Source organism: Oceaniferula spumae, assembly GCF_042849255.1.
In the GTDB taxonomy this organism is placed as follows: Bacteria; Verrucomicrobiota; Verrucomicrobiia; order Verrucomicrobiales; family Akkermansiaceae; genus Oceaniferula; species Oceaniferula spumae.
Genome location: NZ_AP026866.1, coordinates 2,973,261 through 2,985,972 on the forward strand (window position 1 = coordinate 2,973,261; position 12,712 = coordinate 2,985,972).

Annotated in this window: 10 protein-coding genes; 7 read left to right on the forward strand and 3 right to left on the reverse strand. The window is 52.4% G+C overall.

The annotated features are described in order from the left end of the window. Window positions 1-109: 109 nt before the first annotated feature. From ACSPJT_RS12540 to ACSPJT_RS12550, 3 genes are all read left to right on the forward strand, one after another. Window positions 110-4,888: a DNRLRE domain-containing protein gene (locus ACSPJT_RS12540; protein WP_435892898.1), complete on the forward strand. Its 4,779-nt coding sequence runs from the start codon at window positions 110-112 to the stop codon at window positions 4,886-4,888. A gap of 53 nt (window positions 4,889-4,941) precedes the next feature. Continuing rightward, complete coding sequence (locus tag ACSPJT_RS12545; RefSeq protein WP_435892899.1) at window positions 4,942-5,379, forward strand: FKBP-type peptidyl-prolyl cis-trans isomerase; 438 nt, start codon at window positions 4,942-4,944, stop codon at window positions 5,377-5,379. A gap of 588 nt (window positions 5,380-5,967) precedes the next feature. After that, window positions 5,968-6,336 carry a hypothetical protein gene (locus ACSPJT_RS12550; protein ID WP_435892900.1) on the forward strand — a complete coding sequence of 123 codons (369 nt, stop codon included), beginning with the start codon at window positions 5,968-5,970 and terminating at the stop codon, window positions 6,334-6,336. A 21-nt stretch (window positions 6,337-6,357) separates the two neighbouring features. Here ACSPJT_RS12550 and ACSPJT_RS12555 read toward each other — a convergent pair whose 3' ends face one another. Continuing rightward, entirely contained in the window at window positions 6,358-6,711 is a 354-nt protein-coding gene (locus ACSPJT_RS12555; RefSeq protein ID WP_435892901.1) for a RidA family protein, read from the reverse strand. Window positions 6,712-6,872: 161 nt separating this feature from the next. Here ACSPJT_RS12555 and ACSPJT_RS12560 point away from each other — a divergent pair, with 161 nt between their 5' ends. From ACSPJT_RS12560 to ACSPJT_RS12575, 4 genes are all read left to right on the forward strand, one after another. Continuing rightward, window positions 6,873-8,276 (forward strand): sulfatase, encoded by a 1,404-nt coding sequence (locus tag ACSPJT_RS12560; RefSeq protein ID WP_435892902.1) that lies wholly within the window; start codon window positions 6,873-6,875, stop codon window positions 8,274-8,276. A gap of 56 nt (window positions 8,277-8,332) precedes the next feature. Continuing rightward, a complete protein-coding gene (locus ACSPJT_RS12565) occupies window positions 8,333-8,713 on the forward strand; it encodes a hypothetical protein (RefSeq protein ID WP_435892903.1) in 381 nt (126 codons plus the stop codon). A 240-nt stretch (window positions 8,714-8,953) separates the two neighbouring features. Then, window positions 8,954-9,643, forward strand: coding sequence for a PEP-CTERM sorting domain-containing protein (locus ACSPJT_RS12570; RefSeq protein ID WP_435892904.1), 690 nt, complete (start codon window positions 8,954-8,956; stop codon window positions 9,641-9,643). Between the two features lie 459 nt (window positions 9,644-10,102). Further along, window positions 10,103-10,897 (forward strand): PEP-CTERM sorting domain-containing protein, encoded by a 795-nt coding sequence (locus ACSPJT_RS12575; RefSeq protein WP_435892905.1) that lies wholly within the window; start codon window positions 10,103-10,105, stop codon window positions 10,895-10,897. A 107-nt stretch (window positions 10,898-11,004) separates the two neighbouring features. Here the strand turns inward: ACSPJT_RS12575 and ACSPJT_RS12580 are convergent, their stop codons facing one another. Both ACSPJT_RS12580 and ACSPJT_RS12585 read right to left on the reverse strand, forming a co-directional pair. Further along, on the reverse strand, window positions 11,005-11,346 hold the full coding sequence (locus tag ACSPJT_RS12580) for a nuclear transport factor 2 family protein (RefSeq protein WP_435892906.1): 342 nt from the start codon (window positions 11,344-11,346) through the stop codon (window positions 11,005-11,007). 179 nt (window positions 11,347-11,525) lie between these two features. Beyond that, a complete protein-coding gene (locus ACSPJT_RS12585; RefSeq protein ID WP_435892907.1) occupies window positions 11,526-12,650 on the reverse strand; it encodes a DUF6607 family protein in 1,125 nt (374 codons plus the stop codon). Between the last annotated feature and the right edge of the window lie 62 nt (window positions 12,651-12,712).

Consider the following 12,712-nt stretch of genomic DNA (forward strand, 5'->3'; position numbering starts at 1 on the left):
ATTAGTCCCTTGTGCCTGCAGGCCAAATTTGGTTGGTTGTGATGCTTTGGTGTTAGGAGGCCGGGTCGATCCGTCTCGATTCAAGACCTGCCAATCAGCAATTTTACCGATGAAAACACAACCAAACCCCGTTTCCTCAGCTCGCAAACAAACGATTAAATCTAGCCAGTCTCGTTGGAAAGTATGGTATGGTCTGGTAGTTTTTGCCAGTGTGCTCTCGATCGCGGCATTCATTTGGCAGCCTATGGCATCCTCTTCCGGTGACACGCGGACATCCGTCAGAGAAATAAACAGCGTCGATCAGTCATCGGTCCGTAGTTTCAAACGGGAAGCCAGCAGATCTTCGGGAGGTCGCGAGGCGGCGACGCCGAGGAGCCGTGAAACGAAACCATCACGGCCAGCCATGGCAGCTGCAAAAGGCTTTCCTACGGTGCAGGAGGCTCTTGCTGCAGCCAGGCATGCGGTCCGCCCTGTTCCCGATGATGAGTCGGTTCCGGAAGCGTCCCGTGGAGCAAAGTATTTTGCCTATAACCCAGCTCAGAAAATGGTCGCCCGCTTTTACGATCAATCCGTGTCGGTCAGCTCATCCAAGCTGGGTTCCGATTGGAGCTTGGAGTTAAACCGTGCAGGGGTTCGGCCGATAGCTAGCAGCAGTGAGCGCCGGGTGGAATACTCGCACGCGGACGGCGTGATCGAGTGGTATGAAAATAACGATGATGGCTTGCAACACGGTTTTGATGTCCCATCGAGGCCTGCTGGCAGTGAGCCAGGCAAGCTCCGCATGCGGATGGAGACCAAGGGGCTGACAACCGTGGCCGACCCCGCTAACGCAGACGGGCTGTGTTTCACGGACCGGAAAGGCAGGGCTCTGGCGGCGTATCGTGGTCTCAAGGCGTGGGATGCAAGAGGACGAGAACTGACTGCCAACATGTATCCCGTGGCTACTGGATTTGAAATTGCGGTCGATGACTCAGAGGCCGTTTACCCCGTGCAGATCGACCCTTATTTTCTGAACCTTGAGCAGATCATGATATCGGAAATGGGCGGCACGGGTTATGCCAATGATCGCTTTGGTTCGGCAGTTGCCATCGATGGAGACACGGCAGTGGTCACTGCGCAAAATGCGTTGTTCGGTCCTGATGGCAGGGGGAGGGCATACGTCTTTGTGCGTCAAGATTCACTGTGGTCGTTGCAGGCAGAGCTTTGGGCGGATGATGGAAACACATCGGATGAGTTTGGCAATGCCGTGGCTCTGGATGGTGATACTCTGGCGGTCGGGTCCAAAGAATGGGATGACTATCCATATTACAGTGACCGAGGCTGCGTCTATGTGTATAAGCGGAGTGCTGGTAAGTGGACACTGGAAACGCAACTGACCTCGCCTACGAGCGGGGGCTCGGAGTTTGGTTACGCCCTTGATATTGATGGTGACGAGCTCCTGATTGGCTCGAATTCCACGAAAGCTTATCTCTTTTCCAAAGCCACGGGCTCATGGCAATTTGCAAATGAGATTGTAGCCAGCACGGGCTCAGGTGCTTACGGATTTGGCACTGCGGTGGCACTCGATGGAGACGTGATATTGATCGGTGCTCCCAGGGAGTTTTATGGTGGTTTTGCGCAAGTGGGAGTGGCGTATGCATTCAAGCGCGACGGGAGTTCGTGGGTGGAATCACAGCGCATCTTTTCCCCCTACAGCGCTACGGAGAGCCGGTTCGCCTCACAGGTGGCGCTCGATGGTGATACCGCGATCATTGGTTCCCCGGATGCGGTGACCGATACTCGGAATGGACAATTTGATATCTACCGTATGGATGGAGCGGGCATGTTTGTGGCGGAAACGATCAACCACAACGGCGTTCATTATCCCCTCACGGGAGGTGACGTGGCAATTTCTGGCGACAGGGTGGTGATCGGCTGCTGGGTTTGGTCATCTAGTGCCCAGGCCGTTCTTTATGAGCGGACAGGTAACGTTTGGTCTTGGAAGCAGACCTTCGATCACGGCTCATCGGTGGCGATGGATGGGACGAACCTACTCATCGGTGCTTACAGTGATCGTGGCGACGGTGATTCTGGAACAACATACGGCTCGGCACACATCTATGAACTCGATCAGTCGGTATGGATTCCGCAACAGCGGTTAACCATGGGGAATAGTCGGTCGGACGCGAATCTGGGCAACAGTGTGGAACTACAAAACAACACGCTGGCGGTAGGCGCGGCTGATGAGCCGAGTGCTACAGGAAATTCCGTTGGTGCGGTTTACGTTATGGTGAAAGTGGCTGGTAGCTGGCAGCTGCAAGCGCGGTTAGTGGCGGACAGTCCAGAGCGATTTCCTTACTTCGGTGGCAAGTTGGCCCTTGACGGGGACACCCTGGCGGTAGCTGCTACCACAGATTGCCATGTGGCATCGGACGGCACGATTACTCCCAATGTAGGCAGTGTGACGGTGTTCACCCGCAGTGGCACGCAATGGTCGATACAGCAAAAAATGTATTCGGATGATCTTACCCAGCTGGAAGGATTTGGGCATGGTCTGGCGATTCAGGGTGATCAGCTATTGATCGGAGCTCCGAACCATTTCACCGGAACTGGCTCAGGTGATCCATATCGCGGCTGTGTCTATTGGTTTCAGCGGTCAGGCAGCTCCTGGACCCAGCAGTCGAAGTTCCTTTCCGGCAACTCCCGTAGTCACCAGCGTTTTGGAAATGCCATCTCGATCGATGGGAACACAGCATTGATCGCGGCCTATCGATTGGAGACCCAATACACGTATTCGGGACGGGTGTGTGTATTTACTTTCAACGGCAGTGATTGGAACCGTCAGGCCCTCATCTCGCCTCCGTCACCTAAAGCGTTTATCGGATTTGGCACCAGTGTGTCGATCAGTGGCAACACAGCTCTCATTGGCGCCCCTGGGGTGGATGAAGATGGGGTGTTAGATTTCAACGGGAATAAAGGAACTGGACAGGCTTATGTATACACCCGCTCCGGCACTCAATGGAGTCTTCAAGCGACTTTCGACCCGGTGGACGGACACCAGTATAGCTACTTCGGAAACTCACTCAAAGTAGATGGGGACAACGCAGTAATCAGTCAAAAAGGGGGTGTGGATCTCTATACGCGGAGCGGCACGACGTGGACACGCCAAGGCACCTATCAATCAGCGGCTAATCCGAGCGACACCAACTTTGCAAGCGCGGTGGCAATGGATGGTGACGCGGTCGCGGTGGGTTCTCCAAAGATGGACAGGGTGCGAGAGGACATCCACAGAACATACAGTCACTTGGGATCAGTGGAAATTTATAACATTACCAATACCCACCCCAGTCTAATCATCACTAGTCCCTCACGTGTCAGTGTCTCGCTGCCAGACACATCAGTGGCACTCCAGCTGACAGCGGCCATTGATAGCCATGGGTCTGCGGCCACACCCGTCATTGCGTGGTCGAAAGTGAACGGTCCAGGGACGGTGAGCTTTACGGCAGCGTCATCCGCCAGCACACACGCCACATTTTCCATGCTGGGCAACTATGTGCTGCAATGCTCGGTTTCTGTCGGGGGCTTCACCACCACACGCACTCGCACGGTGAAGGTAGGTGAACATTCGGTGATGACCTTCCGCGAAGGAGTAAATGCCTACGTTCATGGCGCGGCCACTCTCATGTCCGAAAATACCTCCACGAACCTCGGAGCCAGTCCCGAGCTTCATGTGGGGAAAACCGACGGCAGAATACGCCGCAGCGTTCTTTCCTTCGATCTCAAGGCGCTGCCAGCCAACGCAGTGGTACACGGAGTGGCACTGCAAACCACTACCTCCAATACACCAGGAAGCGGCACGGTCTCGGATGTGGAATTGTGGTCGATTCCACATTCGTTCACTGAGGGATTTGGGAATGGCTCCATGGGGTATACCAGTGGTGCTACCTGGAACCGCAAATCTGACTTAGCTGACAATGAATTGTGGTTTGGGGAGTCTCACGAGGGAGGCACCCTGCTTAGCTCAGTGGATGGTTATAATGCGCAAACGCAAACCAGCACCGACAAAATATTCGCGAGCACAGCCAACTTTGTCACGGAGGCCCAGTCAGCCGTGATCGCCGGGCGGCTCAATCTCGTGCTGCGGTCTCCTGTGAGTGAAGCGGACATGGGTGAGCATTTGACTATTTTCCACTCAGATGATGCGATTAGCCCCAATGTGAGGCCGATGTTGAGCATTAGCTACTCCCTATTTCCAGCTCCTGTTATTGCCGATGGAGCACTGGCCACACCAGCGACGATTCCATGCAGTCTTCTCGGACTGATCAAGGGTGGAAACGCTGCCCAGTGGTCACAGCTAAGTGGTCCTGGAACAGCGACATTCAGTGATGCTACCGGCATTTCTCCCATGGTGACATTTGATCAGGAGGGGTCCTACGTGCTCACGGTTGTTGTCTCGAATGAATTCGCCACGGTTTCTCGCTCGGTTAGTGTTGAGGTCTCCGCTGCGCCACCGAATCCGGGTATATTTGCTGACTGGATAGATATCACTTGGCCCGATGAAAACGACTTGGCTGTAACAGGCATGCACTCTGACCCGGACAAGGATGGCTTGTCCAATCTGCTCGAATGGGCTCTTCATCTTGATGCCACCAAGGCAGATGCTCCAACACCTGTCCTGAATCAAGAAGAGGGTGTGCTGACATACCGCTACACCCGCCGCATCCTGGCTGAGGGTGAAGGATCATTTCAGGTGCAGTGGTCGGGGACCCTGAATGATGATTGGGACCCAGCTCAGATCACGGAAGAAACGATCACACCACTGAGCGCTACATCAGAGTCAGTCCTTGTCACCATGCCGGCAGGAACCAATGGGCAACGTTTTGTTAGGGTTAAGTTTGTGAAAAACTGAACTGCACACCACTCGACAAACTCCCTCCGGCACTCGGTGGCATCGTTTCCGAAATGAAAACCGGGGAACAGCGTAAGGCATGGCTGCCCGAGCCGCAGGCACCGGTGGAAGTTCCGCCTGCACCACCTGTTCCGGAAGACGTAGCCAAAGTTCCTGCTGATGCCGAGAAGACCAAGAGCGGACTAGCGTTCAAGATGCTCAGCGAAGGTGATGGCAAACCCAAGGCCAGCGACACCGTGAAGGTGCATTACTCCGGCTGGACCACGGATGGTGAAATGTTCGATAGTTCCGTAGTTCGCGGCGAACCTACCCAATTTTCTCTCAACGGCGTGATCAAAGGTTGGACCGAAGGGGTGCAGCTGATGGTGCCTGGTGAGAAGCGCCGCTTCTGGATTCCGGCTGACTTGGCTTACGGCCCGGCTGTGCCTGGCAGTGGCCGGCCTGGTGGCATGCTCGTTTTTGATATCGAGCTGCTGGAGATCGTCCGATAATCGCGATACCTAATTTCTACAGATCAAGCCGGATATCTCACAGCCGTGGGGTGTTCGGCTTTTTTACGTTGGGGTATTAGAAGGTGCTTAGGAAAGATCGGAGCCAATTAAGCACTACTTCCAGCCCATATTGATCGCACAGATAAAATACGGTGTTGAGCGAAGTTTGCTTGTCACAGGTTCTTGTGAGCCTATTGTGTTAGCTACATGAAAATGATTAAATTGATTCTGGTGCTTCCTTTGCTCGGACTTAGCAGCTGTAGCGAAGCTGATCGCGATTATTTCTGGCACGGAGACCGTTCGCGGGTTTCGAAACCAGTATCGCAAAGCAGTTATGGTGGGGATGCCTGGATGAATGATGCGAGAGCCCGTAACGCAGCTCAAGTCCGCGATATCCAACGTGATCAAGCGAGACGAGGAGTTCCACAAACATTTCCCCGGAAACAATACGGCTACTAGAATTTAAAAATGGTACGGAGGTGGGGGCGTCATTGATACGAATGGCGTCTCTACCTGTCCGCATTTCGATCTGGTTCGTGGTCAACTTTCCCCATTGACTAGATTCATTCCCGTACCAAGCTAACAGCCATGAGCCAATTATCCAAAGCCATCAGCATCCATCCTTATTTCAAGATCAACGAAGGCCGCCTTGAGGACTTTAAAAAGAATATCGGCGACTTCATCTCCCGCACCCAGACCGAGGACAAATGCTTTTACTACGACTTCAGCTACTGCGAGGAAGAGAACATTGCCTTCTGTCGTGAAGCCTACGAGGGTGCGGATGGCATTCTGACTCACCTGGAAAATGTCAACGCCCAGATCGAATGCGCGTTAACGATGTCCGAGATGATCCGTCTGGAAATCCACGGCCCGGCAGACGAACTTGCCAAGCTGAAAGAGCCACTCGCTGAGCTGCCTGTCAGTTTCTACGAGCACATTGACGGTGCCAAGTTCTAACACCATCTGCAATAAGCCGCGCTATTTCTTCACCGCGGCGATCACGGAGATCTCAACCAGAAGTTCAGGGCGGGCCATGCGTGCTTCTACGCAAGCTCGTGCCGGCGCGTGTCCTTCCGGCACCCAGGCATCCCAGACTTCGTTCATGGCGGCGAAGTCTTTCATATCGCGCACATAGACCGTGGCCGAGAGCATGTGCTCACGGTCAGACCCGGCTTGCAGCAGTAGCTCATCCACTTTCTCTAACATGGTCTCGGTCTGCTCGGTGATGCCTTGGCTGGCGTCTTTGCAAACTTGTCCGCACAGATAAATGGTGTCGTTGTGGATGACAATACGGCTCATGCGTTGCTTGGTTTCTTGTCGCTGAATACTCATGGCGCGGAGTTAACTTTGTTTCGGAAAATTGAAAAGGTGAATCGGCGTATCGACAATGAGGCGCGGGTGGAAGGGATGCGTTTGTGTGGGTGGGCTGTCCTGGAGTTGAGTCTCAGAGAATGAATTTTACATAGCCTCAACCTTCGGTCACGCTCATCACTATGAAACCAATCGCAAGTCTGTTTTTACTTATGTTACAGACTGTCTTGATCAGCAGCCAATGCCTCGCTGAGAAGCCTAACGTGCTGTTTATCGCCGTTGATGATTTGAACGATTGGGCGGGATACCGTGGCGATAAACAGGTCATCACTCCGAACATGGACAAGCTGGCTGGGCAAGGAGTGTGGTTTTCTAATGCGTATTGTCAGTATGCACTCTGCGGTCCCTCGCGAGCCAGCATCATGAGTGGTTTGTACTACCATCAGCTGAATTCGAAAAAACTTCAGGCGCCCGATCAGTTTGTCGAAGACCAGGCTCAGGCCATGGGGTCGGAGTTGCTGCATGGCTACTTGAAAAACCACGGCTACAAGACGATGGCGGTGGGGAAAATCCAGCACAAGCATCTGGCGAAAAAGAAGCTCGATCTGTCAGGCGGCCGGAGCGGCTGGGCATCCATCAAGGATAAGGACGGCAAGAAGATCAAAATCAATTTCCGCAGCAAAAAAACACTCACCGACTGGGCGGTCTATCCTTTTGATGAAAAAAAGCTGACGGATTCCAAGTCGGCAAAGTGGGCAGTTGAGCGTCTGCAGGAAAAGCACGATGAGCCATTCATGCTGATCGTCGGTTTTCTCCACCCCCATGTGCCATGGTATGTGCCGCAGAAGTATTTTGATATGTACGACAAGGAGAAGCTGAAGCTTCCTCCCTACAATCCGAACGACTTTGATGATCTGCCCGCGGCTGCCAAGGGCATCATCAACGATGGTTACCCGAGAACAGAATGGGCCAAAGACGAGAACACCTGGCGCGATATCATCCATGCTTACATGGCGAGCATCACCTTCGCCGATGCCAAGGTGGGACTGGTGCTGGATGCTCTTGAGGCGAGTCCGTATCGCGATAATACCATAGTGATTCTTTGGTCGGACCACGGCTATCACATGGGGGAGAAAAACACGTTTCAGAAACACACCCTGTGGGACCGCTCCGCAGTGGCACCACTGATTATCAAAGCCCCCAAGTCCGTGCTGAAAACCAAGCAAACCGGCTCCTGCGATCGCGTGGTGAGTATGGTCGATCTCTATCCGACACTCGTGGATCTCTGTGGTCTTCCGCCAAACAAAAAGGTGGTGGGACGCAGCCTCAAACCACTGCTGGAAAATCCATCCCAGGCTTGGAACTATCCGGCCTTCACCTTTAAGAATACCGGTCACCGATCCGTGCAGTTTGGCCCTTATCGCTACATCCAGTATGAAGACGGATCCATGGAGTTATATGATCACCGTAGCGATCCCAATGAGTGGAAGAATCTGGCGAAAAGTCCTGAAAAACAGCAAGTGGTCAAACGACTTCAGGCAATGTTTGATAAGTATAAAGTCTTCGATCAGAAGCTGAAGAACTGAGGGCTACGCCTTCTCAGATTCTTGATCCCAGATGAATGATCAGGTAGTATGCAGCGATGAAACGATCACTTTTAATTCTTTGGCTATTGAGTCTCCTTCCTTGTTTCGGAGAGTTGCCGCCTTCAGTGTATGCAGACCTGAAAAAGAAATCCCCGGAAAAGATTGAGATCCGAGTGGATCAGGTGAAGCATCAGAGCATTTTTCGCAAACAGGAAATGGTGACTGCCACGGTGACGAAGGTGATGGAGACGAGCTCTAAACTCAAGGTGGGCGATAAGATTGAAATCCGCTACCGTCACGTGCCATTGCGCGGTGCAGCAGGCCCGTCACCCATTCCTAAGTTAAAAGCCGGAGCGAGCTATCCAGCTTGGTTGAAGCAGGGCGAGGGTGGCATCTATGTTCCTGCTGCTCGGGGGAAGAGTTTTACTCGAAAATAGTTAGAAGTAGGCAAAATCAAAAGTCAGTAAGGAAGTGGATCTCTAAAACATGCGACCACCCTGTCACACATGAAGCAGATCCCTCACCAAAACATCTGCTAGCTATCTAACGAACATGGACTTTCTGAGTCCAACGCTTTTGTGCGTAGAAAAAGGGGTTCTGAGCTAGTTCTTGACTGATTATTTGGATCCAGTAATCTGTCTAGCATTATGGGTTTAGGGAAATGTCTTTCACTAATTGTGGCTGGTAGCCTTGCGAGTGGTGCTTTCGTAAATGCGTCGGTAATCAGCTACAACTTCAATCGGAATGGCGACGAACCGTTTGCTTCGACAGTGGCAGCAGGCGCCGTCTCAGTCACCAACTGGAATCAAGCAACCCCTCAAGCAAATAACCCCAGCGGAACTAATGTGGCGCTGGTTGACGACACCGGAGCAAGTGTGGCGACAACAATCACCTATTCCGCAGGCAATACTTGGGCACAAGGTGGCGCTAGTGCAGACGGGAATGTTTCTGTGCTCAAAGGTTACTTGGACGACAATAATGCCACCGTGACATTCAACAACATCACCTACAATAAATACGATGTTTACGTTTATGGCATAGGCGATGGCGGTGCAGGTAGCACCCTCGGCACATACACGATCAATGACGGGGTTGCACCCCCACTCACATACAGCTACCTCCGTGCAAGTTCATTGCCAACGGACGGTTCGGGCACCCTCATCGAAGGGAACGCGACAACTCAAGGGCACTATTTCAAGATTTCGGGACTTACAGGTTCGTCTTTCAACCTAGTCTCGGACAGCAACCGCGGAAACGGGCGGGGGCCAATTGCGGGAATTCAAATTGTTCAAGTTCCTGAGCCATCGAGCAGTATTCTCATCGTATCGTTTGCGGGAGCTATGCTTTTACGCCGCCGTCGCTCTTAAGGATAATATTCTTTAATTCGCCACCTCCGTCAGCGGGGGTGGCTTTTTTTGTGCTTAAGAGATGGGTAAGAGTCGGATCTAAATAGGATCGTACCCGATTTGCCAGTTGCATGGTTTCCCCTATCCCAAAGACAATTAATATTCTCCATCCACCATGCTGCCATCTTTGAATGGACGAACTCCTACCTGCCTAACAATACCGTGATCACCATGTTGTTAGGGTGCTTAGCCTAAAGCCCGCTCAGCGGCAATGTGGACGCCAACGAGGTGACCCGACTCCCATGCTGAAGGTAGTCGGGGAGCTTCTAATTCACTCAATGACGCTGTGAACCCACCATGCATCAGGTCAAATCGACTTCAGCTGGGAATACTGTCATTTTCCTTTGTTTGTTTGACGTGTTGAATCAGCTCGTGATTGAATGTGAATGACATACAGTTATATTTGTCTCAATAATACACATGAAAACACACAATAAACGAGCCGCATTGGCTACAACTTTGGGTTTGAGTGTTGGACTGATCGCTTCTTCTCAAGCGGCAACGGTTCTTCAATCAAACGACTTTGGTGCAGGTCCTGACATTGGTCCAGCCCTACAGCAAACCACGAACTCACTTGGTACAGGAGGGTCATCTGATCCCAGCACCGGTGTGATCACAACAGGAGCTAACAACACCAGCACGTATGGATTCAATTCTTCCGGTTTGGTCGACGTCACTTCAGTGGCGGGAGCGACTGGATTTACCGTCGAGTGGGTCGTTACCGGAATCTCACAAAATGTAGATGCGATTCAGTCGAACGACATGTTTTTTGGTGTGACAGGGAACGCAAGCACATCCACGACTGGCGTGCCCAACTTGTTCAACAACAGCGGCAACGCAATCGGAATCAAACTCGATGTGATTAATCTCCAGTCTTCCTTTTTCGAAGTTGGCGGAGCACAAAATGCTCAGATGCCGGCCGGTTTGACAACTGCTTCCATGGAAGACGGCTTCATCATCAGCTTCACTGTCAATGATGACAACACATGGTCGGCCACTTCGACTGGTCTGGAGACCGAGATCAATTCATCAGGGACCCTTGCACAAACCACCTACGCGGGCATTGCCTCCGGTTTAGGTGCATACACCAGTGTGCAGGGAAACAGTGTCATTTACACCGTAGACAACGTCACGATTACCACAGTTCCAGAGCCTTCTTCAGCCGCTCTGTTAGGATTCGGCGGACTGGCTCTGGTATTGCGCCGTCGTAAGTAGAAACTCACCAGCCGAGATTCACTTTCAAATCCCCGACCGGATAATACGGTCGGGGTTTTTTGTGTTTGGGCGAAACGGCTCAGCCAAGCCCTGGCGAGTGTGTAGAATTATTTCAAAAACTGTACAGTGCCGATGAGGTCATCGCGCAGCTTGTAGCGCACGAGAACGGTTCCCCGTTTCTCCTCGCCTTGGACAAAGCGGAACCAATGTTCGAAATCCACGCAGTGCTCGCCAAGAACGAGACGACGCTCGACGGTGGCGCCAAAGTTGCCGCGGGCAAACATGGCCTCGTAGTTCTTCTTGAACGCTTCGCGACCTTGAGACTTCACCTTGTCGTCTGCATCCAGCACTACCACCTCTTTGTGGTAGCAATTTACAAAGGCCTCAAGGTCATGGTCGTTGTAGGCGCTGAGCTGTTTCTTGGCGAGAGCCTCAATCTTGCTTTTCATCGGTTGGAAATAGGAGAGGTGTTATTTGAACTTGGCTGCGTTAGGTCGATCACAGCTACACGTTTTCTCTGTGCGAAAAGGCTGGGACCTACCTGCTGGAGAGCAAATTTTTAAGTCAGGATACCAGGGCTATGTCGAGAAACGCAGCTGCACTGGTGGCTGCGCTCACCAATGTACTGTTAGTAACGGCTCTCACCATGATCGCCCTTGAGTAGCAGGAACTTCTTGATGGTCTCTGTGGCGTGGGCCTTGGCTTTGGCGAGGTCGATATCACCCTCTTCTTTCTCTAACTGAGCGGCGTATTCGAAGTGGTACTGGTAGAGCTTCTTGTCATCGACTTTGGATTTGAGGGAGAATTTTTCGTTCTCAGCGTAAACCGCTTCCCAGGCTTTTCTCACTTCTCCCCAGTACTTTCCGGTCTTTTCCCAAGTCACCTCAGCTGGTTTTAGCGAGGGGCTTTCGATCCGCTCGTAGCGATTCACTCCTAGCTCTTGCGCGAGCACTTTGGGGTGTTTGTTGTCGGCGGTGGAAACTTTCTGATTGCGTTGCAGGTGAACCCAACCGGTCGGGGTGATGGTGATCTCGTGCGTTCCTTGAAGGATATCGTAGTCTTTCCTAACAGAGAACTCACGGCGGGGGAGAGGTCGCCAGCATGTGTCACTCAGCCAGGTGGACATTCCTCCTTGATGAGTCCATTTTCCGACGACTTCATAGCGCGGTGAGTCATCGACTTGGAACACGGCCTGAGTCCATTTTCCACTTACCTTATCCGCTGGCATGGTTTGCTGGGCCCAGGTTGAGTTTCCACGATAGACGTGGAGATTGGTGTCTTCAAAGGACCAGTCTTGGCGCCAGTGTTTCATCACCATCGGTCCGTGTTCCTTGCCGTCCTTATCCTTGAAATACATCACCAAGGTGTGCTGGAGGCTGATGAATTTTTCTTCCGACTTGAGAACCTGAACCTGTTCGGTGCCCCAGGAGAAGTAGGGTTTGGGCGGCTGATAGCCTTCGGCAAATCCCATAGTCTCGATGAAATCAAAACTGACTCGGTAGCTGCCAGCCATCGCGAGAATGGCACGGCGGTCTTTTTCCAGACTCGAAGTCGACTCTTCTTGCAGGGCTTTCCACTCGGCGGATGGTTCTTTGGCCAAAACAACTTCGGTTCCCTTGGTGGTGCCACCGCGAGGTTGCATCTCGGCTGTTTGGGTAAACGGCCAGGCGAAGACGTGTCCTTGCACGACTTTATCAGCCTCAGCTGCGGCAAAGGAACTTAGCAAGAATAGAGTGAGAAGGCATCGTTTCATAACTGTAGTTTTCCTTATGATGGTGGAAATGCAAACAAGATCGGGGCGGAGGTGCTTGCCCA